The 25,344-nt window shown below is 59.5% G+C and carries 15 protein-coding genes and 1 pseudogene; 7 read left to right on the forward strand and 9 right to left on the reverse strand.

Going from position 1 to position 25,344, the window contains the following annotated elements; all coding sequences use genetic code 11:
- The 4 genes from ACP7BN_RS27290 to ACP7BN_RS27305 form a co-directional block, all read right to left on the reverse strand.
- The coding region (locus ACP7BN_RS27290) for a hypothetical protein (protein WP_426206908.1) at positions 1-1,356 on the reverse strand (1,356 nt) is incomplete at its 3' end.
- 495 nt (positions 1,357-1,851) lie between these two features.
- Complete coding sequence (locus tag ACP7BN_RS27295; protein WP_426206909.1) at positions 1,852-2,211, reverse strand: PilZ domain-containing protein; 360 nt, start codon at positions 2,209-2,211, stop codon at positions 1,852-1,854.
- Positions 2,212-2,442: 231 nt separating this feature from the next.
- Positions 2,443-2,829, reverse strand: a complete 387-nt coding sequence (locus tag ACP7BN_RS27300) for a tetratricopeptide repeat protein (RefSeq protein WP_420646271.1) — start codon at positions 2,827-2,829, stop codon at positions 2,443-2,445.
- 143 nt (positions 2,830-2,972) lie between these two features.
- Positions 2,973-3,242: a hypothetical protein gene (locus ACP7BN_RS27305; RefSeq protein ID WP_426206910.1), complete on the reverse strand. Its 270-nt coding sequence runs from the start codon at positions 3,240-3,242 to the stop codon at positions 2,973-2,975.
- Positions 3,243-3,476: 234 nt separating this feature from the next.
- Between ACP7BN_RS27305 and pyk the strand changes: the two genes are divergently transcribed.
- On the forward strand, positions 3,477-4,928 hold the full coding sequence (gene pyk, locus ACP7BN_RS27310; protein WP_420646270.1) for a pyruvate kinase: 1,452 nt from the start codon (positions 3,477-3,479) through the stop codon (positions 4,926-4,928).
- 298 nt (positions 4,929-5,226) lie between these two features.
- On the opposite strand, the gene ACP7BN_RS27315 is transcribed toward pyk, so the two are convergent.
- The 5 genes and pseudogenes from ACP7BN_RS27315 to ACP7BN_RS27335 form a co-directional block, all read right to left on the reverse strand.
- Positions 5,227-5,940: an enoyl-CoA hydratase-related protein gene (locus ACP7BN_RS27315; RefSeq protein WP_426206923.1), complete on the reverse strand. Its 714-nt coding sequence runs from the start codon at positions 5,938-5,940 to the stop codon at positions 5,227-5,229.
- A pseudogene (locus tag ACP7BN_RS27320) lies at positions 5,849-6,082 on the reverse strand (hypothetical protein); the annotation flags it as partial. The pseudogene ACP7BN_RS27320 and the gene ACP7BN_RS27315, both read right to left, overlap by 92 nt.
- A gap of 20 nt (positions 6,083-6,102) precedes the next feature.
- The gene (locus ACP7BN_RS27325) at positions 6,103-7,380 is read right to left on the reverse strand and encodes a hypothetical protein (protein WP_426206913.1); all 1,278 of its coding nucleotides are present in this window, start codon (positions 7,378-7,380) and stop codon (positions 6,103-6,105) included.
- Positions 7,381-7,527: 147 nt separating this feature from the next.
- Positions 7,528-8,463 carry an iron-sulfur-binding ferredoxin reductase gene (locus tag ACP7BN_RS27330; RefSeq protein ID WP_426206914.1) on the reverse strand — a complete coding sequence of 312 codons (936 nt, stop codon included), beginning with the start codon at positions 8,461-8,463 and terminating at the stop codon, positions 7,528-7,530.
- A complete protein-coding gene (locus ACP7BN_RS27335) occupies positions 8,456-9,562 on the reverse strand; it encodes a GGDEF domain-containing protein (RefSeq protein WP_420646267.1) in 1,107 nt (368 codons plus the stop codon). The genes ACP7BN_RS27330 and ACP7BN_RS27335 overlap by 8 nt, the downstream gene beginning before the upstream one ends.
- Positions 9,563-10,110: 548 nt before the next feature.
- Here ACP7BN_RS27335 and ACP7BN_RS27340 point away from each other — a divergent pair.
- The 6 genes from ACP7BN_RS27340 to ACP7BN_RS27365 all read left to right on the forward strand — a co-directional run bounded on the left by ACP7BN_RS27340 (position 10,111) and on the right by ACP7BN_RS27365 (position 25,016).
- Complete coding sequence (locus tag ACP7BN_RS27340; protein ID WP_426206915.1) at positions 10,111-11,634, forward strand: fumarate hydratase; 1,524 nt, start codon at positions 10,111-10,113, stop codon at positions 11,632-11,634.
- A gap of 163 nt (positions 11,635-11,797) precedes the next feature.
- Positions 11,798-16,264, forward strand: a complete 4,467-nt coding sequence (locus tag ACP7BN_RS27345; RefSeq protein WP_426206917.1) for a SpvB/TcaC N-terminal domain-containing protein — start codon at positions 11,798-11,800, stop codon at positions 16,262-16,264.
- Positions 16,261-19,029: an RHS repeat domain-containing protein gene (locus ACP7BN_RS27350; RefSeq protein WP_426206918.1), complete on the forward strand. Its 2,769-nt coding sequence runs from the start codon at positions 16,261-16,263 to the stop codon at positions 19,027-19,029. The genes ACP7BN_RS27345 and ACP7BN_RS27350 overlap by 4 nt, the downstream gene beginning before the upstream one ends.
- Entirely contained in the window at positions 19,022-21,859 is a 2,838-nt protein-coding gene (locus ACP7BN_RS27355; RefSeq protein ID WP_426206920.1) for an RHS repeat-associated core domain-containing protein, read from the forward strand. The genes ACP7BN_RS27350 and ACP7BN_RS27355 overlap by 8 nt, the downstream gene beginning before the upstream one ends.
- Positions 21,860-21,927: 68 nt before the next feature.
- Positions 21,928-23,688 carry an ATP-binding protein gene (locus ACP7BN_RS27360; protein WP_426206921.1) on the forward strand — a complete coding sequence of 587 codons (1,761 nt, stop codon included), beginning with the start codon at positions 21,928-21,930 and terminating at the stop codon, positions 23,686-23,688.
- Complete coding sequence (locus ACP7BN_RS27365) at positions 23,688-25,016, forward strand: sigma-54-dependent transcriptional regulator (RefSeq protein WP_426206922.1); 1,329 nt, start codon at positions 23,688-23,690, stop codon at positions 25,014-25,016. The genes ACP7BN_RS27360 and ACP7BN_RS27365 overlap by 1 nt, the downstream gene beginning before the upstream one ends.
- The last annotated feature ends 328 nt before the right edge of the window (positions 25,017-25,344 follow it).

Here is a 25,344-nt window from a genome sequence, read left to right on the forward strand (position 1 = left end):
GACAACTTGCTCAAGAGAGAAAGCAGACGTGCCCGTCACGAGTACCTTGGCAGTGCCATAGCCAGTGCCATGGAGCGTGCCAATACCATTTTCGACCTTGTAGTCTAAGGTGGGCTTGCGGGGGGCGACTCTGAATGTCACACCGTCACTACGACCAGAGCTTTTGCCTGAATGATTTGCTTGCGTCGTGATAACGATCAGTCCCGGTTTGGTATCCGTCTGGATCGAAAAAGCATCGGTTGTAGCCGGCAGTGCCGTTCCAACCAATGTCCCCGAAGAACCTATGTAGGCAGTCACCTCGGCGCCGGATAAACGGTTATTGCCAGTGAGGGTGAAGCCCACAGTTACGTCGAAGACAGTGTTGGTGATGCGTGGAGAACCCAAGAGCCAGAACGTAACCGGATAAGTGTAGTGTTGGGAATTTCCGTCGATCTCTACTATTACCGATATCTGACCGCTGCCCAAACCAAGATTGGGCAACATTGCCGCTGCCCAAGTCGTTCCCTGACCGGTGTTGACAGTGTTGGACCAAGGTGTTCCAACACCGTTCCTGACGGCTGTCATCACAGTACCTGGTGCGGCGATGCCCCTGAACGTTAACCCTTTCTCGGGCACTACCTCGTTTTCCGTCGGTGAGGTGATTGCTGCCCGGTACAGGTAAACTCGGTTGGAAGGGCCGGACTCAGCTGAACCACCGGACTGATTAGCATTAATACTCAGTTGATTTTTACCAACAGGAAGTTGAAGATCAGCAAACCATGTGCCGTCTGCGGCAATGCTGCCAGAGGTCTTCACAGTGTCGAAATTTCTATGAACGAGCAGATTGCACTCGGGCATACCGCGAGTACCTGTCACGCGTACAGGTGAGGCGGCAAAATTCTTGATCAGGTTGAGGTTAGGAGGATAAGGCTTAAAGAAGTCTTGACTGGCGGTCCGCGACGGTCTGAGTTGACCGATGTCAAACGTATATTCCATTTTAACGGTAACTTGACCGTTATCGACATTCCCCCACCCGGCCTTACGGGGTAGAGCATTCCAACCACCTGTCTGTCCGATCATGCGATCCCAGGAGGCACTCCAGCGGCGAGCCCCTCCAGACAATATCTCGATAGTCAAAGAGCCTTGGTTTTTTTTATTAGATGATACCTTAGTCCTATAAGCCGTAAGCCAAAACTGACTGGAATCTGCTGCCCACTCGTAACCAAGTTCAATATCGGCCACGAGGCCCAGATAACTACCAGAAAGAATAAACGCAACCGCTGCCGCATCGCCAGTAGATGCAACGTTTTCAGCAGTAACTTTTGCTTCCGATGATTCATCACTCGGTTCTAATTCTGATCCATCGTTTGTATCCATGATCGACCCCTTCAGTGTTCAGGAACTGCGTTTTCGGCGGAAGCTCGTAGAGTCATTGAATGCCAATCTCTTTCGCCGCCGCACCTGACAGTTCTGACAGTCCCGACCAACGGTAACTCTTCCCACAGCCCCCTCCGACTGCGTCCTGCAAGTGCTAACAACGGGCTACATTGCCTTGCGCCGTTGCCTACACATCACTCAGAATCCGCCGGCTTGTGCGCCTTGGCGTTGCCCCGTAACTTGAGTCCCGTCGCTGCCAATCAGCGGCCGGGTTTAGTCGCTCGGGAGGTATCGCGAAGGTGCATAAGCGTCATCAAGTCGGGTAATCCCTATCCCCGCACTCGATGGTGGCTGTGTGCAGGGCGCCTCCGGGAGCGCCGTTTTTTCGTGATTCCTCCCGTTCGACTAACCTGCTCAAGGCGCCACCCCTTCGCTTGGTCGCGAGCGATTTAAATGGGTGGCGTCGGTTCTAAAGCCATCGCTGGCGGTTTTGAATCAGGCAGACGCAGGCAGTGGCTGAAAACTGAAATACTGGCGCAACGCCTCCACCAACTGCCCATACTCCGGCGGTGCCCGTTGCAGGCTGAAACCGGCGTCGTAATGTTGGGGGGTCGCGTCTTCGTGGCACCACAGGCAGCACGCGCTGAGGTCGACTACTTGTTGGTAGCCGTCGCCCAGCGGGATTTTCAAACGCAGATTGAAATCGGCACCGATCATCATCGGCAACTCACTGATGAGCATCAACCCGTCTTCAGACACGTTGCCCAGAAAGCCGATGGGTTTGTCGGTGACGCTGTTGAACACTCGCAGAAAATACGGCAGCAAGTGCCGTTCGATGCGACGGTCGGTAAACATGCACAGTTCGCCATGCAAGGCCCTGTCACAGAGCCGCACCTTTGCTTCGGAACGTGGCCGTGCGTCAGCCGCGCTCTTCCCGCTTCCGGTGTGACAGTCGCCAATCCGCCGTCACTTACTTCTCATGCCAGTTGCAGGTGTTGCGCCGACTCAGAAGCACAACTCTGAATCGGTGTCACTGGACTATAGCTGAGCCTGTACAAGCGGCCAGCTTTTGTATGACAAGTGCAATCAGAAACGTGTCGGACGTACCACGGCGGCTGCGCTGCGCGTCGGGTAATGGCCCAGGCTCTGCAAGGTTTCCAGACGCGCGCGGGCGCGGTAGGCGTATTCGCTGTTGGGGTACGAGGCGATGATGAACTGATAGGTCTGCGCCGCATCGACGAACAGTTTCTGCCGCTCGAGGCACTGGCCACGCATCATCGACACTTCCGGCCACACATATGGGCGCGCACGGCTGGAGCGCTCGACCTTGGACAGTTCGAGCATCACCTGCTCGCAATTGCCGCGGTCATAGGCGCTGTAGGCGTTATTCAAATGATGGTTCATCGACCAACGGGTGCAGCCCGTGACGCTGATAACGGCGAGGGCAAGGGCGGCAATGGGCAACAATCGCATGGGGGTTCTCCTGTCTTGTGCTCTGTATCGACCTGCTGACGGAAATCTTCAGAAAACCCATGTTGAAAATACTGTAGCCCACCGTTCGAGAATGGAAAACGCCGACCTGGGTCGGCGTATGTGCGATGGAACAGATTGCTGAATTACTCGACTTCGAACTTGAGTTCGGGTGTCGGTAACGAAGTTTCACCATCCAGCACTTGGTACGCAGCGGCAATCTTCGACCCTTCGCCCAATTGGATTGATATGTGCCAACTGCCGTTCGCAGGAACAACGATTGTATGGCTCACACCATCGACTTTCAGGCTAACCGTCGCGCCCGGCGCTCCATTCCCTTTGAAGTTCACGGGATTCTTGACCTTTGAATTGGCCGTCGGAATTTTGATTACTGGAGCTGGAAGAGCTGTAGTCATGCTGATCTCCTTGGTGCGTCACCTGTTGACGACACTGCGCAGGAGTCAAACAGTTCTACTAGTCGGTGCCACCTGACAGAAATGACAGTCCCGACCAACGGCCTACCGCCTCCCGCGAAAATCCTCGGAAATGTTCATTTCGAAAAACAAACGAATAAGTAGTGCAAACGAACAATGACTACACCCGCCGAGCATAGTAGCCTCTGCGAGCGCTTGAACCTGAGGAGTCTTTGCATGTCCGTCCGTCGTACCAAAATCGTCGCTACCCTTGGCCCGGCCAGTAACTCGCCGGAAGTTCTCGAACAGCTGATTCTGGCTGGTCTGGACGTCGCCCGTCTGAACTTCTCCCACGGCACCCCCGACGAGCACAAGGCTCGCGCGAAGCTGGTGCGTGACCTCGCTGCCAAGCACGGCCGCTTCGTCGCCCTGCTGGGTGACCTGCAAGGCCCGAAAATCCGTATCGCCAAATTCGCCAACAAGAAGATCGAGCTGAAGATCGGTGACAAGTTCACCTTCTCCACCAGCCATCCGTTGACCGAAGGCAACCAGCAAGTGGTCGGCATCGACTACCCGGATCTGGTCAAGGACTGCGGCGTGGGCGACGAGCTGCTGCTCGACGACGGCCGCGTAGTGATGCGCGTTGATACCCAAACTGACGATGCGCTGCATTGCACCGTGACCATCGGCGGCCCGCTGTCGGATCACAAAGGCATCAACCGTCGCGGTGGCGGCCTGACCGCGCCGGCCCTGACTGAAAAAGACAAGGCCGACATCAAGCTCGCCGCTGAAATGGAAGTCGACTACCTCGCGGTGTCCTTCCCGCGTGACGCTGCCGACATGAACTACGCCCGTCAACTGCGCGACGAGGCCGGCGGTACTGCTTGGCTGGTGGCGAAGATCGAACGTGCCGAAGCCGTGGCCGATGACGAAACCCTCGACGGTCTGATCCAGGCCTCCGACGCGGTGATGGTTGCCCGTGGTGACCTCGGTGTGGAAATCGGCGACGCCGAGCTGGTAGGCATTCAGAAGAAAATCATTCTGCACGCACGCCGCCACAACAAGGCTGTGATCGTGGCGACCCAGATGATGGAGTCGATGATCCAGAACCCGATGCCGACCCGCGCCGAAGTGTCCGACGTGGCGAACGCCGTGCTCGACTACACCGACGCCGTGATGTTGTCCGCCGAATCGGCTGCCGGGCTGTATCCGCTGGAAGCTGTGCAGGCAATGGCGCGTATCTGCGTCGGCGCTGAAAAGCACCCGACCGGCAAGACCTCCAGCCACCGTATCGGCAAGGTCTTCGAAAGCTGTGATCAGAGTATCGCGCTGGCGGCCATGTACACCGCCAACCACTTCCCGGGCGTGAAGGCGATCATCGCGCTGACCGAGAGTGGCTACACGCCGTTGATCATGTCGCGCATCCGTTCTTCGGTGCCGATCTACGCGTTCTCCCCGCACCGCGAAACCCAGGCCCGCGCAGCGATGTTCCGTGGCGTGTACACCGTACCGTTCGACCCGGCCTCGCTGCCGCCGCACGAAGTGAGCCAGAAGGCGATCGACGAGCTGGTCAAGCGTGGCGTTGTCGAGAAAGGTGACTGGGTGATTCTGACCAAGGGTGACAGCTACCACACCACTGGCGGCACCAACGGGATGAAGATCCTGCATGTGGGTGATCCGCAGGTCTGAGTGATCGGCTGCTGTAAATGAAAAGCCCCGGCATGTGAGTGCCGGGGCTTTTTTGGTTTTTGGTGTTGTGGCTGGAGTGTGTGTGAGGCTTGAGATCTTACCCCCTCACCCCAGCCCTCCCGAACGTCGGACCGCCCCCAAGGGGGCGAGGGGGAAAGGGAGCCGATCTGTGTAGTCTTCGAGACCTGCATTCAGCTCGGTATTTCAGGTCGATGTAGAACGTCAAACCAACTCGGTCGGCCCCCTCTCCCTCCGGGCGGTCCGACGTTTCGGGAGGGCTGGGGTGAGGGCAGGCTTTTCAATGCCGTCTAATGAACGAAGTCAACGCCGCCAAAGCCTCCGGCGACCGTAGCCGCTGAGTGAACAGCGCGCCCTCCTCCTCGATCACTTTGCGGATCAGTTCGCGATCCGGCGCGCGCATCAATTGCTTGCTGATGCGCACCGCCTCCGCCGGCAATTCATCGAAGCGCAGCGCCATCTCCCGCGCGCGCGCCAACGCCGCTTCGCCACTGCCCAACGCCTCGGTTGCGATCCCCCACTGCGCCGCTTGCTCGCCGGTAAAGCTTTCGCCGAGCAGCAACAACTCCGACGCTTTGGCCTGCCCAAGCAACCGCGGCAGGATCAGGCTGGAACCGAATTCCGGGCACAACCCCAGATTCACGAACGGCATGCGCAAGCGGGCATCGCGGGCGACGTAGACCAGATCGCAATGCAGCAACATCGTCGTGCCAATCCCTACTGCCGCTCCCGCTACCGCCGCGATCACTGGTTTACGGCATTCCAGCAAATGCAGCATGAAGTGAAACACCGGACTGTCGAGGTCACTCGGCGGTTGCTGGATGAAGTCGCTGATGTCGTTGCCGGCGGTAAAGCACTCGGCGCTGCCAGTGATCAGCACGGCGTTGATTTCGGGGTCGATGTCAGCCTGTTTCAGCGCGTCGGCCAGTTGGCTGTACATGGCGCGGGTCAGGGCATTTTTCTTGTCCGGGCGGTTGAGGCGCAGGGTCAGCAAACCGCGTTCGCGGTGCAGCAGGATGGCGTCGGTCATGGCGTGTCTCGCTCGCGGTCGAGCCGCAGACTAAGGCCAGGGTTTGCCGGGAAACAAGGCGCAGTTGCGCCAAAGCACCCGGCAACTCGGCCGCCGTCCAGCCTTCATCGACTAATGGGCAGGCCGTTAAACGGGTGCCAACAGTCGCAACAGGGTCGGTTGTCCGCTGGTTTCAACTACAACGAGTACCTTCTGATCAGACTGGATCGCCATCGCATAGACGACCGTCTCCTCAGCGGACGGGATAATCACATAGCCAGCGAGATTGTAGGCAGCGTCAATCTGCCCGTCCTTGAGAAAGCGCGCGACCACGACATCAAATTTGCCGCCACCTGAGCGTCGCTGCCCCCCGCCGACCAAAATCCTGTCGTTGGCATCCACTACACCGCTAGCCCAAGCCGTACTCTCTCCGCCAAGGCGACTCATGGTACTCCACAAACAATCACCCCTTTGATCGACCCCAACCAGCAGCCCGGATTCAAAACTGGGTATGACAGATCCGATTCCCACGAAGTCCCCAGTACTCAGTTGCCCCATGGCCGCCAATCGCGTTTTGGCAAGCGCGGGATCCGCGATGACTGAAAAGCCGTTGTCCCCGAATACCTTATTGGGAGTTCCATCGGGATGATGACGGGCAAACATGGGTACGTGATTCGGGTCAGCACTTGGGTCAAACATGGCACCAGCACTTAGGTAATCACCGCCGTTCGATATTAACGTGCAAGTCTGTTGCGTCACATGGGAGCCGGAATGGCGAACTTGAAAATAACCCGTGCCGTTCAGACTTTTGTCTAACGAACCGTCACTGTGCAATCGCACGATGTATCCCCACCCAGGCCCCCCAATGCCGGTAAGGTAATAGATGGATAACACTAATTTGCCGTCGGGCAGCAAATACACTGAGCCGGAGGCGCTAGCCGAGTTACCAAGCAACGAAGGCTCGCGTACAGAGACTCCATTCAAGCTGACATCAAGTGTGAGGTTTACATAGCCCGCATTGCCAAATGACTGGTCGAGACTGCCGTCACTATTGAAGCGGGCGACCCGCATATTGGGACCCGGTGCGCTGCTCTGCCCTGCCCAGTAAATCTTCGGATTGACCGCATCATCGCTGGCTGCAACGCCAAGACAATGTAGAGATTCAGCTTGACCAAAGCTGTCGATGACCACTGCTCCGTTGTTGAAGTTTTTGTTAGCCGATCCGTCAGCATTGAGTTGTCCGACGAAAAAATTGAAATCATGAGACGAGTCAAAAAAAATCCCGCCATAGGTGATTTTGTCGCCCGGCCCAGTGGCGACGCTCTGCACGAACGGTGTCGTACCTGCTGGAAAGGCAGGGTTAACGATGCCTTGAAAACCCCAGGCGGGGTCAAGCATGGGGGAGGCCTGATTCTGGGCTGACATGGCGAAATCCTTTTAGACGTTGCGATGATATCGACGCGGGTCGACAGGTTCTTCATCCAACATCAAAAGTCGCTCATGGTTCTACTGTCAGATCTGACAGTCAGAGCCACCGTCCGTCCGCTTTCGTCACATGACCGAGAGAAAAATTCAACCCCGCGACAGGAAAACGTCTGCCAATAGTTGGTTGCGGGGCAAACCCGCCAGAAACAATCGTTTGGCGAACGCATCAACGCTAGCCGCGCCCCCGCACAGCAATGCAACAGCTTGGCGTGAAGGCAGTCGCAGTTCGTTCAAAACCGAGGGCAACTCGGCCGCTGTCCACAGCTCGACGCTGAGGTTTTCGCGCTGGGCCGCCAGTGCCTCAAGCGGTCTGGCCAGATAATGCTGGTCGGCGTCATGCGCCAGGTGAATGACGCGAATGGCGCCTTGGTGATCCTGACGCAACGCTTCGCGCAACACGCCGAACAATGGGCCGAGCCCGGTGCCGGCGGCGAGCAGCAACAGTGGCCGCTCGTGCCAGTCCGGGTCGTAATGCAGTGCGCCACCGCGAAGTTCGCCGAGGCGGATTGGATCGCCGATCTGCAGGCGCCGTGCGGCATCACTGAATTCGCCGGGCTGGCGGCAATCGAGGTGGAATTCGAGGAAGCGGTCTTCTTCCGGCAGGCTGGCCAACGAATACGGCCGCGCCACGTTACCCGCCCACAACACCAGATGCTGGCCGGCGCTGTAGCGCAATGGACGCTGCGGGGTCAGGCGCAGACGCAGCACGCCGTCGCCGAGCCAGTCGAGCGCCTCGACCACTGCAGGGCGACCGTCGCTGAGCGGATCAAAGGTGTGCACCTGCAGATCTTCAATCACCTGACACTGACAGGCCAGCCGCCAACCCTGCTGACGCTGTTCGGCGCTCAAGGCATCCGGGCGACTGTCGGCCGGCAGACCTTGCACACATTGCACCAGACACGCATGGCAACTGCCGGCGCGGCAGCTATAGGGCACGGCCACGCCGTTCTGGCTCAGCGTATCGAGCAGATTGCTGCCAGCCGCCACTGACCATTGCTGTTCACCGACGCGCAGTTCAGGCATCGACGTTCTCCCACGCCGCCGCGCAGCGATTGCGCCCGTCGCGTTTGGCGCGATAGAGCGCCTGATCGGCACGCTGCAAGGCGTCATCCAGATCATCGCCCAATTCAAGCAACGTCATGCCCGCTGACAGGCTGAGGTTTTTTACCTTGAGGCCGACCAGTTCGACATCGGTGAACGCGATGCGCAGACGTTCGCAACACGCGGTCAGACGCTCGGCGTCGCAGTCAGGCAGCAACACCACGAACTCTTCCCCGCCGTAGCGCGCCAACACATCGCCCTCGCGCAGACAGGCACCGGCCACCCCGGCGAATGCCTGCAACACCTGATCGCCCGCCGCATGGCCATGCACATCGTTGATGCGTTTGAAGTGGTCGAGGTCGATCAGCGCCAGACCGTGCACCATGTCGGCCTCCATCGCATCCAGTTCGCGCGTGGCCAGACGCAGGAAATGCCGGCGATTGAACAGCCCGGTCAATTCGTCTGTGGCCACCAGGTCTTCGAGCTGGCGCATCATCCCGCGCAGTGTGTCCTGATGCGCTTGCAAGGCAAACCGCCGCTGACGCATGCGTTGACGTGAGGTCTGCACGAAGCGTGCGTAGAGCACCAGCCACGCCAGCACCATGAACAAAATGCTCACCTGCAATGCGGCGAGCGCCGGGTCGGGCAAGCGGAAGTGGTAACCGTCCCACAGAGTGATCGCGCAGAAACTGCAGAACACCAACAGCGCACACCGCGTGAAGGCACGCCGCGACAGATGGAACAGGCCGAACAGCAGGATCAACACGTAGAACACCAGAAATTCGCCGCGGGCCTCGTGCACATGGGAGATCAGCCAGGTCTGCCAGCCGATGCCGAGCAGCACTTGGGCTTCGGTCAGGCTCGGGTCGGAGAAGCGCAGGTTGCAGCCGGATAAAAATACGGCAAACAGAATCGCCTGGCTGATCACGACCAGGGCGCTGCCGATGGCCACTGTGCTCAGCGGCTGATTGTAATGCCCGGTGAAAAACGCCAGCCACAGTAGCAGCAATGCCAGTCCATAAGTGCCGGCTGCAAGGGCAAAGCGTTTGAGCAAAAGGCGTTGAATGGCGTTATGGGTCAATCGTTGACTCACCGTGCGATAGGAGGCTGACTGAGTGTCCTACTCTACAGACCGGCTGCCACTTTAGTGGCGCGGTCGATAAATGACCATTGATTTTCGGGCCGGATAATTGGCGTCAAAAGTGTGGCCTGAAAAACGCCAAAAGCCCCTCACCCTAGCCCTCTCCCGGAGGGAGAGGGGACTGACCGAGGTGTTTGTTCAAGTCCCTCCGACCGGAAATATCGAGCCGAACTTAAGTTTTGAAAAGCATGAAAATCTGCTCCCTTTCCCCCCTCGCCCCCTTGGGGGCGGTCCGACGTTCGGGAGGGCTGGGGTGAGGGGGTTAAGCTTTTGACTTAACCCCCCGCCCACCAAAACCCGGCCAATCCATGCGACCAACGAATGACTCCCGGCAGATGCCCCTGCCCCCGAGGCGCGCTATACTGCCGCGCCTTTTTAGCGTCGCGCCAGCTACCCCGGCGTGCCTTGAAAGGTGTCTGCGGTCGACCGATGCACCCAAACCGCAGGCACCTTATTGAATGTTCCCGTCTTACAGAGGAGCGCGACTCATGACCGTGATCAAGCAAGACGACCTGATTCAGAGCGTTGCCGACGCCCTGCAGTTCATTTCCTATTACCACCCGGTGGATTTTATCCAGGCGATGCACGAAGCCTACCTGCGCGAAGAATCGCCAGCGGCCCGTGACTCGATGGCGCAGATCCTGATCAACTCGCGCATGTGCGCCACTGGTCACCGGCCGATCTGCCAGGACACCGGCATCGTCACCGTATTTGTCCGCGTGGGCATGGACGTGCGCTGGGATGGCGCGACCATGAGCCTGGACGACATGATCAACCAGGGCGTGCGCCAGGCGTACAACCTGCCGGAAAACGTCCTGCGTGCCTCGATCCTCGCCGACCCGGCGGGCGCTCGCAAGAACACCAAGGACAACACCCCGGCCGTGATCCACTACTCCATCGTCCCGGGTAACACCGTGGAAGTGGACGTGGCGGCCAAGGGCGGCGGTTCCGAGAACAAGTCGAAAATGGCCATGCTCAACCCATCCGACTCGATCGTCGACTGGGTACTCAAGACCGTTCCGACCATGGGCGCCGGCTGGTGCCCACCGGGCATGCTCGGCATCGGCATCGGTGGCACCGCCGAGAAAGCCGCGGTGATGGCGAAAGAAGTGTTGATGGAATCCATCGACATTCACGAGCTGAAAAAGCGTGGCCCGTCCAACCGCATCGAAGAAATGCGTCTGGAGCTGTTCGAGAAGGTCAACCAGTTGGGGATCGGCGCCCAGGGCCTCGGTGGCCTGACCACCGTGCTCGACGTGAAGATCATGGATTACCCGACTCACGCAGCCTCGCTGCCGGTGTGCATGATCCCGAACTGCGCCGCCACCCGCCATGCGCACTTCGTGCTCGACGGTTCCGGCCCGGCCTCGCTCGAAGCACCACCGCTGGACGCCTACCCGGAAATCGTCTGGGAAGCCGGCCCGTCGGCCCGTCGCGTCAACCTCGACACCCTGACCCCGGAAGACGTGCAGAGCTGGAAACCGGGCGAAACGGTGTTGCTCAACGGCAAGATGCTCACCGGTCGCGACGCCGCGCACAAGCGCATGGTCGAGATGCTGAACAAGGGTGAAACCCTGCCGGTGGACCTGAAAGGTCGCTTCATCTACTACGTCGGCCCGGTTGACCCGGTCGGTGACGAAGTGGTTGGCCCGGCTGGCCCGACCACCGCCACGCGGATGGACAAGTTCACCCGGCAGATCCTCGAGCAGACCGGCCTGTTGGGCATGATCGGCAAATCCGAGCGCGGCCCGACCGCGATCGAAGCGATCAAGGACAACAAAGCCGTGTACCTGATGGCTGTCGGCGGCGCCGCCTACCTGGTTGCTCAGGCGATCAAGAAGTCCAAGGTATTGGCATTCGCCGAGCTGGGCATGGAAGCGATCTACGAGTTCGAGGTCAAGGACATGCCGGTCACCGTCGCGGTGGACAGCAAGGGTGAATCGGTACACATCACCGGCCCCGCAATCTGGCAGAAGAAGATCAGCGAAAGCCTGGCGGTAGAAGTGCAGTAAGGCTTTTATCTGCTGGCAAAAAAACCGGGTGATCAGCAATGATCGCCCGGTTTTTTTATTGCCTGCCACAAATTGAAGCGCGTGACACCTGTCAGATCTGACAGGTGTCACGCTACAAGCAGTCTGTTAGCGTGCAGCCTCGGCATTCACTGGTTGCGTTGCCATGTCCCTTGATGCAGTTGCGCTGATCACCCCACCGTCCATCGCCAAATCTGCGTCGACGACTGCGGGTGGACGCAGTTGGGGAGAAATAGGCGTGACGGGCGGGCGGTCATACGCCATACCGGTGCCGTTCCTCGATGCGCGATCGCTCAATCCGGCACTGGATCTGGTCTATGACGGCAGTTCGGGCAACGGCAAATGCGGCCTCGGCTGGCAGATCAATCCCGGCGCCATCATCCGCAAGACCAGCAAAGGTGTGCCGCAATACTTGGCGGACGACGTCATGCAGGCCGGTGGCACCGATCTACATCCCGAAGTGACCACGCGCGGCAAGATCAAGTCGACCCGGCGAACCCGCGGCAAAGGCCGGCAAGCCAGAAAATTTTCAATCGTGAAATACATTCCGCGTCAGGAAACGTCGTTCGACCGTTACGAACTCTGGACCCCCGACGTCGGCAAACCGTTCTGGATCGTCTACGGCGCCGACGGTACGCGCTATTGCTACGGCTACAACGATGATGCGTGCATCTACGACCCGAAGGAGCCGACCCACATCGCCGAGTGGTTGCTGACGGAAATCAGAAACCCGGTGGGCGAAAACGTCTTCTATCAGTACAAGCGCGATGACCAGGTCGCTGACCGCCATTTTGATTACCAGGCCCAGCGTTATCTGCAGCAGGTGTGCTACTGCAACAAAACCGCCAGTACTGACCTGTACTGCTTTGATCATGCGCAACCGCAATTACTCGACTGGCTGTTCCGGCTGGTCGCCGATTACGGCGAACGCGTCGCCGGACTCGATGATGTTCCACCGTTTGTAGCACCCAATGAAAACGCCTGGACGGTGCGCTCCGACCCCTTTCGCATGTACCGCTATGGCTTCGAACTTGCTACCCGACGCCTTTGCAGACAGTTCCTGCTGTTCAACAACATCGGGACCGCCAAGGTGCTGGTCAACCGTCTGTTGCTGGAGCACGAAGAAACACCGCAGCAATACAGCCAGTTGAAAGCGGCGCACTCCATGAGTTACGACGCAACGGGTCTGGTCAAGCACACACCACCAATCGAGTTGTTCTATCAAGACGCGGTGCTCGACACCCAGCCGCAGCCGTTCTTGCAACTCGATAACATGCCCGGTCTCAACGACGGCCAGCCTTACCACTGCGTTGACCTGAATGGCGAAGGCCTGCCCGGATTCCTCTGTCAGTACGACGGCGCGTGGTACTACCGCGAACCCTTGCGCGGCACACCCGGCACTGATGAAGTCATTTATGGCCCGTGGACCTTGCTGCCGCTGATCCCGAATGCGGACAGCAGCAAAGCGGTGGTGCAGGTCCTTACCGATCTGACCGGCGACGGCCGCCTGGACTGGATTGTCGCGCAACCGGGGCTAAGCGGTTATTACACCCTCAACCCGGATGGCAGTTGGTCGCTGTTCAAGCCGTTTGCGCAATTTCCGGTCGAGTTCTTTCATCATTTGGCGCAACTCGGGGACTTGATCGGCGACGGCCTGCAATCGGTTGCGAAGGTCGGCCCGAACAGCGTGCGGGTGTACGCCAACCTGCGCGAGCAGGGCTTTGCTGCCGGCAAGGAGCAACCCCATGGCCCGGACAGACTGCCGCTGTTCAGCGACGCCCGCAGTGAACTGGTGATGTTCAGCGGACTGGGCGCCAGCGGTATGGAGTTGTGCCGCATCCGTCACGATGAAATCAGATGCTGGCCCAGCCTCGGCCATGGCCGGTTTGAAACGGGTTTCAAACTGAGCGACTTGCCTTTCGGGTATGGTGAATTCGATGCCGACCGGGTGCGGATCGCCGATATCGATGGCTCCGGCGCCCCGGCGTTTATTTATCTGTCCTCGGACTATTTCGAGATCTGGCTCAACCATGGCGGCAATGGCCTGGCGCCGACGCCGATCCGGGTTCTATGGCCTGCCGGCACTCGCTACGACAACCTCTGCCAGGTGACCTTCGCCGATCTGCAAGGGCTGGGCTGCGCCAGCCTGCTGCTGACCGTGCCGCACATGAAGCCGCAGCACTGGGTGTATCACTTCGTCAGCAACCGTCCTTACATGCTTATCGGCAGCAATAACAACATGGGCTACAACGCCACTCTGCGATACCGCAGTAGCGCGCAGTACTGGCTGGATGAAAAACGCCAGGAACTGGTCGCACGCAGACATCCCGTGTGCCACCTGCCGTTCTCACAGATGGTGCTCGAATGGTTGCGTCAGGAGGATGAAATCACCGGCAATTACCTGATGCAGTCGTTCGAGTATTTTCAGGGCTATTACGACGGGCTCGAGCGAGAGTTCCGCGGGTTTGCGCGGGTCTATCAGACCGACAGTGAACTGGAACCGGGCAAGGCCGCGAGCGGCCATACCGCCCCGATGCGGGTAAAAAACTGGTTCCATATCGGTCAATTCGTTGATCAGGACTTGAAGGACACTTGCGACCTCGACAATGAGATCTCCCCCCTCGGCCCAACCGTCATTACCGCGTTCGATGCCAAACGCGGCGCAGAGCGCATTTACAAGCGGCGCGCCGCCAATGAGGCCGAAATCGCCTACGCCCTCGCAGGTCGGGCGTTGCGCAGCGAAGTGACCCAGGCCGATGACCCGTCGCCGGCTCGCCTGTTCGCGTTGACCGAGCATCGCTACCGGGTTCGGCAAGTCATCGACACTCCATCCAGCCTGCTGGTGCTGGAACAGGAAACCCGCAGTCACCAATACGAACGCTTCATGGATGACCCGCGTTGCCGGCAGGTGGTCAATCTGGAGTGGGATCAGTTCGGGATGCCTGAACACAGCATCACCGTCGACTGTCCGCGCCGTCGCAGCGCCACGGACCCATTCGAAGAGGAAGATCAAAAGCAAGCCTGGGCAGACAGCTTCGACCCGCAGCAAGAAGTCTTTTACCTGACAGAGACGTTCGCTGATTTCATTCACCTGACTGACCCGACCCGCTGGCATCTCGGACTGCCTTCGCGGCAGCGCGGCAATGCGTGGATCATGCCCGAGGGTTTGCTGCCCGGTGGACTGACCCCGGCCCAGATCAGTTGCGAACAATTTGCCGCTCATCACGCCAGTCCCGAATGGACCGCGCTGCGCGAACTGACCGCACTGTCTCGGCAAACGTATCTGAAAGCCCCCGACGGCACACAACTGTATCCGCCGCTGCCAGGCCCGACAGAGCAGGCGGTGTTCGATGAAAAAGCGCTTGCGGCTTACGACAGCGTCAACCCGCCAATTGTCATTCGTGCAGAATTGAGAGCAATGGGATACCAGGCGATGAACCTGTTTTTCCCGGAGGATCCAGTGCAAGACCCTCTGGAAAACCTGTGGTCGGCCCAGAGCGGGTTTTTCACTTTTGCCGATGCCGCGGGCTTCTTTCAGCCCCTCACTGCGCAACCCACTGCCAGCCATGGCGTGACCGAAATAACCCGCGACGCCAACCACCTGCACACCATTGCCATCACCCAGCCGGATGGCTGCGTGACCAACATCACGTACGACCCGCACACCCTCTTGCCGGTGAGGATCAGGGATCGCAACGAGAATATTCAGGAGGCGCGTTACGATGCGGGCGGTCAGCCCACAGTTCTCAGCTTTTACGGCACAGAACAAGGAGTGCCTGCCGGTTTCGATCCGCTGACCCTTTACCCGCCACAAACCGATCTGAGCGTGGCCTACGCCATCGCCAATCCAGAACGGGTGGTGGCGTCCGCCGCCAGTGCAGTGCGCACAGAACTGTTCAGCTGGATGGCGTCTTTGCCTCCTGCGGCACTGCGACTCAAACGCAAACAATGGATCGCCAAGGGCTGGATACTGCCCAGCGGCCACGTCCGTGCTGCGGCCCTGCGCGACCTGAGCAAACTGAAAAAACGCACCGCCAGCGAACAGACCCTGCTTAAACTGATCCACACCGCAGCACGCCAGCCGGTGCACAGCGCCGTGCTGGTGGCCGACCGCTACCCCTATGATCCGCAGAAGTTGATCCAGATCGTTGTCAGGTATATCGACGGTTTCGGCCGCGAGCTGCAAAGCAAACAATTGGTACCGGCGGGCGATGCGTATGTATCCACGGCCGATGGCAATCTCGAGGTTGGCCCGGATGGCACACTGATCGAAGCCGCGGCCGACCCACGCTGGCGCGTCAGCGGGCGCGTCGAGTACAACCACAAGGGCGAGACGATCAGGGTTTACCGAGCGTATTACCTGAATACCTGGCGCTACATCAGCGACAGCGCGATGCGCGAGCATGGCTATCACGACCAGCTGTTCTACGACGCATTGGGCCGACCGATCAAGACGATCAACGCCTTGGGGCATCTGGCCTACGACATCCTGCATCCCTGGTTCACCTGCAGCTACGACTTCAACGACACCGATGACACGATTGCCCCGGCACCGGCCAGACCTGCCAGGACTGGCACCTCTGCGAAACAACCGAAGAAGGCCATGCCATGAATACTTCGGTGCACGTGAATACACCCTCGGTAAATGCCAGAGATGGGCGCGGCCTGCCCGTCAGACACATCGAATACCTGCGCAGTGTCGCTGGTGGCGCGGTACGGCCGCTCATCACCCGTCTGCTGCATGACACATCCGGCCAGCTTGTGGCACAGCGGGATCCGCGCCTGCCGCGATCCAACACCACCACCGTGCATACGCTGAATGGCCAGCCATTGAAAACTCGCAGCGTCGATTCCGGCGAGAGCACAAGCCTGCCGGGGCTGGCCGCCGAACGGCTGCAAACGTGGGACGCGCACGCTACTCATCGGCGCATGAGCTACGATAATCATCTGCGCGTGGTGGCCGTCGAAGAGAACCGCGTGCCGGGCATCGAAAATTTCATCTATGCCAGCGCCACGGCAGACGCCGGTCACAACCGGCGTGGGCAACTGATTGAAGTGATGGATTCATCGGGCAAAGTCCAGATCACGGGGTTCGCCATGTCCGGTCAGGCGCGCAGCGAAACCCGCACTTTCCACGACGGCGAATCCTTCACCAGTCATCAGCTATTCAGCCCCCTCGGTGCGCTGCTGGAAAGCACCGATGCCGGCGGGCACCGGCAACAATTGATCCATGACATCGCCGGGCAACTGGTGCAGGTGCAACTGCAACTCAGCGGTCAGGCGGCGCAACCGATATTGAATGACGCGCAGTACAGCGCCGACGGAAAAATCACCGAGCAACTGGCCGGCAACGGCGTGACCAGCCGTTGGCATTACCACGCCGCCGACGGCCGTCTGCACCGGCAAATTGCGCAAAAAGCAGCGGATCCGCCGCTTCAGGATCTGGAGTACACCTACGATTTCGTGGGTAACATCCAGAGCATTGTCGATCACACCTTCACGCCGAAGTTTTTCCGCAACCAGCGAGTCGCCGGTCAGCGCACGTTTGTCTATGACTCGCTTTACCGGCTGAGCCACGCCAGCGGCAGTGACGAAAACAGAAAGCAGGAAGACAACCCGGGGCGACCGCAGCCGACCGACCCCAATGACCGGCGCAACTACGTCCGGACCTACACCTACGATGACGGCAACAACCTGATCAAGTTCACCCACGTGCGCGACGGTGCCTCGCATACCCGCGAAATGCTCATCGACCCCGACAGCAACCGCGGCGTGCGCTGGAAGCCCGGCGACCCGGCTCCGGACTTCGACACATTGTTTGACCCAGCCGGCAACCTGCTGGTCCTGCAACCCGGTCAGCCATTGCAGTGGAACGCGCAAAACCAGCTGGCATCGGTGACGCTCGCCGAACACGACACCGGGCCGCACGACACCGAACAGTATCGCTACAGCCAAGGCGTACGGGTCTACAAACGCCACGAGACCCACACGTCGTCACTCAGGCATTTTCATCAAGCGCGTTATCTGGGAAACCTCGAAATTCGCACCAAGGACAACGGCGAAGAACTGCACCTGATCACCGTCAACACCGGCGTCAGCAATGTGAAGTGCCTGCACTGGGTGGCAGGGAAACCCGCTGGCATCGACGCCGATCAGTTGCGCTTCAGCCAGACGGATCATGTGGGTTCATGCGTGCTGGAGCTGGATCAGCTCGCACGGATGATCAGCCAGGAAAACTACTACCCGTTCGGTGATACCGCGTCGATGGCGGCGCGCTCGCTGATTGAGGTGGATTACAAGTTCGAGCGCTATTCAGGCAAGGAAATGGATGTCTCCGGGCTGTGCTACTACGGCGCGCGCTATTACGCGCCGTGGCTGCAGCGCTGGGCCAGCAGCGACCCGGCGGGGGATGTGGACGGGCTGAATCGCTATGCGTTTGTCGGTAACAATCCGCTGCGCTATGTGGATTCCGGCGGCCACTCACGAGAAGAAAGCGCAATCAGACAGTATTCGGACTTCAGTTCCGTTGTCGCCGGACACTCCGAGCACTTGCTCCAACAGCTGCACAACATCAGTCATCGGAAAAACATCAAACGCAACCTGGCGGCGAACCTCGTTGTCGAGACGGGTAAAGGAATTGCTGGCTACGAAGCCGGTGTTTTCGGGGGAGGACTGGTGGACATGGTGATTCCGAGCGTGCAGTCTTTTATTCCCTACGCGACAAGTGGCGGCCTGATTGGGGGCAACATCGGCGGGGACATCGCAGGCGCAATGATCGTCCCGTTCACAAACGAAATCGCCTCCAGAACCGGGGCCATTCTCGGCCCGCAGATTCCGCAAACCTCGGCGATGTCGGTCAGTGAGATAAATCGCGGCTTGGGTGTGACTGATCCCGGGAAGCAAAGACGAACGATGCGGGATTTCTCGGACGATATGGCCCGTCAGATGCCTGATTTTCTTATGAACCGCGTGATGGCGTCGTGGATTTCAATAATCCCAGGCGCTTTAGCCATGTTCGCTCGAGCAGTGGAAGCCGAAGACATCAAGACCGGGCTCGACCCAGTGAAGATTGGCAAGATCGAGACAATGCTCACCGACTGGCAAGCGGCCGTCGAAAATTATTCCGCCTTGGCCAACAGTGCATTCGATGCACTGGGCAGCGATGTTCTGGACCCGGATGGAAGTGCCTCGATCAGCCGGTCAGGCCTGCAACAACAAACCCGCGAAACACTCGCCAATATCGGTCGGGCCAAGGCTTCTATCGCAGCTTACAAGGATGCGAGTACTACTGATGCCCGGTATTTGCAGCAGCAACGTAAGCCCCCGCAAAAGCATTCCAGGATTTACCAATACCTCACCGGAACAAAACGTGTCTAGCTCAGCCCATGACCGCACGCCCTCGCTCACGGCCACTGACGGCCGGGGCCTGCCAGTCAGACAAGTCGCCTATTTGCGTACTGTCGCTGGCGATCCCGTACAAGGGCTGGTCAGCCGCCTGCGCCACGATGCGGCCGGGCGCTTGATCGAGCAGCGCGATCCGCGTCTGTCCGTGCCCAACATCGCGAGCCTTTTCGATTTGCGCGGCGCGCCGCTCAAAGCCGACAGCGTCGATGCCGGATCGAGTCTGGTGCTGCCCGGAGTGGCGGGAGAGGAACGGCAGCGGTGGGATGCACAGGGCAACCACTGGCGCAGCACTTACGATGATCAGTTGCGCCCGGTGCGTATCGACGAGAACGCATTGCCGGCAGTTGAAACCCTGACCTATGCCGATGTAACGGCCGACCCTGGGCGTAACCTGCGCGGGCAAATCATCGCAATGACAGACCCGTCGGGCAGCGTCGATTTTCACAGCTATGCGCTGACTGGTCCCGGACTGCGCGACACACGCACCTTCCACGACGGTAAAGCCTTTGTCAGCCAGCGAACATTCAGCCCCACCGGTGCGATGCTCGAACAGCTCGATGCCGGCGGCCATACACAACAGTCGACCTACGACGTTGCCGGACAACTTCAACAACTCAAATTACAACTCGCCGGCGCCCCCGGATGGCAAACGGTGCTAGAGCATGCGCACTACAACGCCAGCGGACAGATCACCGAGCAACGGACCGGCAATGGCGTGCTCAGCCGCTGGCTGTACGAACCGGCCAACGGACGCCTGCATCGCCAGATAGCGCAATCGGATCCGGCGACGATGCACCAGGATCTCGAATACCGCTACGACCGGGTAGGCAACATTACCGCCATCACTGACCACCTCTTCACTGCGCGTTTTTTCGCCAATCAGCGCATCGATGGCGAGCGGGTGTTCACCTATGACTCGCTGTACCGCCTGCACAGTGCCACCGGCCATACAGACACCCCGCACTCGGACACTCCCGGACGCCCCTCGCCGACTGACCCGAATAACCGCAAAAATTACACCGAAACCTACGAGTACGACGCTGGCAACAACCTGATCAAGACCATTCATGCGCGCGATGGCGCCAACCATACTCGGCAGATGTACATCGACCCTGCCAGCAATCGCGGCGTGCGCTGGAAACCCGGCGACCCGGTGCCGGACTTCAGCCTGCTGTTCAACCGCGCTGGCGACATGCTGGCCTTGGAGCCAGGCATGCCATTGCACTGGGACAGTCGCGGTCAACTGGCAAACGTCACCTTGGTCGATCGCAACGGAAGCAGCGCGAACGACGAGGAGTTTTACCGCTACAGCCAAGGCGAACGGGTCTATAAACGTCACGAGACCCACACGCCGAGTGTCATCCACTTTAGTGAAGTGCGGTATATGCAGGGTCTGGAAATCTGCACCCGGGACAACGGCGAAGAACTCCATCGCATCAACCTCGCCAGCACAATGGGCAACGTGGTCTGCCTGCATTGGGTGCGCGGTAAGCCGTCGGGTATCGCGGCCGATCAAGTGCGTTATACGCTGAGCGATCATCTGGGATCGGCGGTGAAAGAGCTGGATGCACAGGCACAATTGATCAGCGAGGAAGTCTACCTGCCGTTTGGCGGCACCGCGTCCCTGACCGCGCGCTCCGCCGTCGAGGTCGACTATAAAACCCTGCGTTACTCGGGCAAGGAAATGGATGTCAGCGGGTTGTATCACTACGGCGCTCGATACTACGCGCCATGGCTGGGGCGCTGGACCAGTGCCGATCCGGCAGGGGATATAGACGGGACTAATCTGTATGCGTTTGTTGGCAATAATCCCATCATTTACATCGACGCTGACGGGCGAGGATTGGGCGAATTCACCGACCGAAATACCGGCGCAGGCCAGCCCCAAACCCAGAGCGGCACCTTCAAACGTGGACGTCAGGCGGACGTGACGTTATCCAGGGCAATTGAGCGACATACGAAAATCCTTGAACTGACCACGCGCCGCGCTCAAGAAGCGGAGACGCAGATCGGCAATCATCTATCCGCCTCGGCGCACGCCAAATCTGCGGCCTTGAGAACCGGGGGCCACCTGGCTGCGCAAATCACTGCCTACGGAATCGGTATTGGCGTCGGTTTAGGTGCAGCAGCACTGGGGACCGCAGCAGGTCCGGTCGGCGTCGCGTTTGGTGTTTTTCTCGGAATGGCGGTTAAAAAAGGCGTGAGTCTGGGGACCGATTTCGCCTTGGAACGCACGAGCGTCGGTGCATCGGTCAAGTTCAAAAGCGGCAAACTTGATCCCGGCCGTATCGTGGCTCGGGGGGAATACAAGTCCATGGAATATGGCGCGTATGCCTACCAGAAATTCAGGGGAATCGTCGTGGGTGTCATTGAAATGAACAAGAAAGGTTGGCTCAAAGGAGGCAAGGAGGTGGTGAGTGTGGGAGCTGGCATAGGCATGAAAGCAGCTAACACCCCGTTTTCCAGCGAAATCGGCGCAGTGTTGAGCACCGTGACCGGCACCGTCGAAATACTCCATGAAATCGCGGGTGCGGGCGACGATCTGACCGAAAAGAAACTCAATGACGCTGACGCGCACATCGAGGCAATGATCGGCGTTCTTAATGATTCGGTCAGTGAGCTGGACCGGAATTTCGACGCCGCTGGACGCGACTCAATCCACACTTACAGGCCACTCAGCAAGATTACGAACCAGATCTTCAGCGCACCTGCAGGCGACACACGTGAAACGGTGAGACGCGCTACCGACACAACCATCACCCAGTTGAGGCATACCCAATCCTTGATCAGACGTGTGCGCTAGGCGCCACGTAGCAAGAACTGTGAGTGTGCATGCTATCGTGCTCGCCCCGTCCTGCTCTGATACTTCAAATGCTCGCGACTTCCCGTACCTTGCGTCTGTCGTTGTACACCCTGCTGATCATCGCCGGCGCCGCCCTCGCCGCGACGCTGGCGATCCGTCACGCCGAACGCCAGTCGCTGGAAGAAGACGCAGCGCGGGCCAATCAACAATTGGCGTTGTACGCGACGTCGCTGCACACCCTGATCGACCGCTACCGCGCCCTGCCCGCCGTGCTCGCGCTGGACCCGCAGTTGCGGTCGGCACTGGCAGGTCCGGTGAGCGCAGAACAGCAAACCGCGCTGAATCTGAAGCTGGAAAAAATCAACGGCGCTGCACAGTCCTCGACCCTTGAACTGCTCGATCACACCGGCCTCGCGGTGGCCGCCAGCAACTGGCGCCTGCCCAGCAGCTACGTCGGCCACAATTACGGTTTTCGCCCGTACTTCAGCCAGACCCGAATTCAAGGCACCGGGCGTTTTTACGCGGTCGGCGTGACCAGCGGGATTCCCGGTTATTTCCTTTCCAGCGCGGTGCTCGGTGACAACAACCAGTTCCTCGGCGCGATGGTGGTCAAGCTCGAATTCCCCGAGCTTGAACGCGAGTGGAGTCAGGGCAGTGACACCCTGCTGGTCAGCGATGCGCGCGGGATCATCTTTATCGCCAATCAGCCCGGCTGGCGTTATCGCCTGCTGCGACCACTGAGCGCCAGCGATCACGCGGAAATCAAAACCACCCGTCAGTACGACAAACAAACGCTGGTGCCGCTCACTTACTTGCCAGTGCGTAACTTCGATGAGAACAGCGACCTGCGCCGGGTCGAAGGCCCGCAAGGCACCGCGGATTATCTGTGGGAATCGCTGCCGCTGAGCGCCGAAGGCTGGACGTTGCATCTGCTGCGACATCCGCAAGTGGCGTTCGAAGACCTGCGCAACGCCGGGTTGGCGGCTGCCGGAGTGTGGCTGGCGCTGGTGTTTCTGCTGCTGTTCCTCAATCAGCGCTGGCGCCTGGCCAGACTGCGTCAGCGCAGCCGCGAAGAACTCGAACAACTGGTGCAAGAACGCACCCGCGACTTGCGCACTGCGCAGGACGGGCTGGTGCAGTCAGCCAAACTTGCGGCGCTCGGGCAAATGTCGGCGGCGCTGGCTCACGAAATCAATCAGCCACTGACAGCCCAGCGCATGCAACTCGCGACCCTGCGTCTGCTGCTCGATCACGGCCGCGTCGACGATGCGTACAAGGCGTTGAAACCGGTGGACGACATGCTCACGCGCATGGCCGCCCTCACCGGCCACCTGAAAACCTTTGCCCGCAAAAGCCCCAGCGGCTTGCGCGAACGGCTGGACCTGGCGACGGTGGTCGATCAGGCGTTGCAGTTGCTCGATGCGCGCCTGCGTGACGAACAGGTCAGTCTGGTGTTGCATCTGGCGCGACCGGCGTGGGTGCGCGGGGACGCGATTCGCCTTGAACAAGTCCTGATCAATCTGCTGCGCAACGCCCTCGATGCGATGCAGGGCAAACCGTGCAAGCGTCTGGAAATTCGTCTCGAAGCCGATGAACAATTGTGGCGCCTGAGCGTCAGCGACAACGGCGGCGGAATAACCGAAGAACATTTGAGCCAAGTGTTCGACCCGTTCTTCACCACCAAACCGGTGGGCGATGGTCTGGGCCTGGGACTGGCGGTATCGTTCGCCATCGTGCATGAATCCGGCGGCCGCCTGAGCGCGGAAAACGGTGCCAGTGGCGCGGTGTTCAGCCTGACTTTGCCGATCGATCTGGAGGCGCACCTGTGATGCTCAATTCGGTGATGGTGGTCGATGACGAAAGCAGTATCCGCAATGCCGTTGAACAGTGGCTGAGCCTGTCCGGGTTCGAGGTGCAACTGTTCAGTCGTGCCGAAGAATGTCTGGCCGCGCTGCCGGCGCACTTTGCCGGGGTGATCGTCAGCGACGTGCGTATGCCGGGGCTGAGTGGCTTGGCGTTGCTGGCCGAAGTGCAACGCCGCGATGCTGACTTGCCAGTGATTCTGCTGACCGGCCACGGCGATGTGCCAATGGCGGTCGAAGCGATGCGCGACGGTGCTTACGATTTTCTGGAAAAACCCTTCAGCCCCGAGACCCTGCTCGGCAGCCTGCGTCGCGCGCTGGACAAGCGTCGGCTGGTGTTGGAGAACCGCGCGTTGCACGAACAGGCTGACAACCGCGCCAAACTGGATGCAACGCTGCTCGGTGTGTCGCGCGGTTTGCAGACCTTGCGCCGGCAAGTGCTGGATCTGGCGTCGCTGCCCGTCAACGTGCTGATCCGTGGCGAAACCGGCAGTGGCAAGGAACTGGTGGCCCGTTGTCTGCACGATTTCGGTCCGCGCGCAGACAAGCCTTTCGTGGCGCTGAATTGCGCGGCGATCCCCGAGCAACTGTTTGAAGCCGAGTTGTTCGGGCATGAAAGCGGCGCCTTCACCGGAGCATCCGGCAAGCGCATCGGCAAGTTGGAATACGCCGACGGCGGCACGCTGTTTCTCGATGAAATCGAAAGCATGCCGCTGGCCCAACAGGTGAAACTGCTGCGCGTGTTGCAGGAGCAGAAGCTGGAGCGGCTGGGGTCGAACCAGAGCATTCGCGTGGACTTGCGCATCGTCGCCGCGACCAAACCGGATCTGCTGGACGAGGCGCGGGCCGGGCGCTTTCGTGAGGATCTGGCGTATCGCCTGAACGTCGCCGAACTGCGATTGCCGCCGCTGCGTGATCGCCGCGAGGACATTCCGTTGTTGTTCGAAACCTTTGCGCGCAATGCAGCCGAACGCCTAGGACGCAGTTTCCCACCGTTGACCGGGGCGCAGTTGAGTCATCTGCTCAGCCATGATTGGCCGGGCAATGTGCGCGAGTTGGCCAACGTTGCTGAACGCCAGGTGCTGGGGCTGGACGAGCCGGCCCCGGGGATTGATCCGGGGCAGTCGCTGGCGGCGCAGCAGGAAGCGTTTGAGGCGCAGTGTTTGCGTGCGGCATTGACTCGGCACAAGGGTGATGTGAAAGCGGTGCTTGAAGAACTGCAACTGCCGCGTCGGACGTTTAATGAAAAGATGCAGCGGCATGGGTTGAGTCGGGAGATGTTTTTGGTTGATTGAGCTCGGCTGGAGATTTTTGGGGTGGCTGAAATCTTTTCCCCCCTCACCCCAACCCTCTCCCCCCAAGGGGGGCGAGGGGGAAAGGGGGCCGTTCTTCATGCTTTTCAGATCCTGAGCTCGACTCAAAACTTTCAGGTCAATGTCTTAAGGCCATACACCTCGGTCAGTCCCCTCTCCCTCCGGGAGAGGGCTAGGGTGAGGGGCTCTTGTGCAGTGGTCTAATTTCCCCGGACACCCCGATAGGTGGAAAATGCATCTATCGAGGAGTTATTCATGACCAAAAAACGCAGGGCATTCGACGACAGCTTCAAGCTGCAAGTCGTGAAGA

The organism is Pseudomonas sp. TWP3-1 (genome assembly GCF_049896625.1).
In the GTDB taxonomy this organism is placed as follows: Bacteria; Pseudomonadota; Gammaproteobacteria; order Pseudomonadales; family Pseudomonadaceae; genus Aquipseudomonas.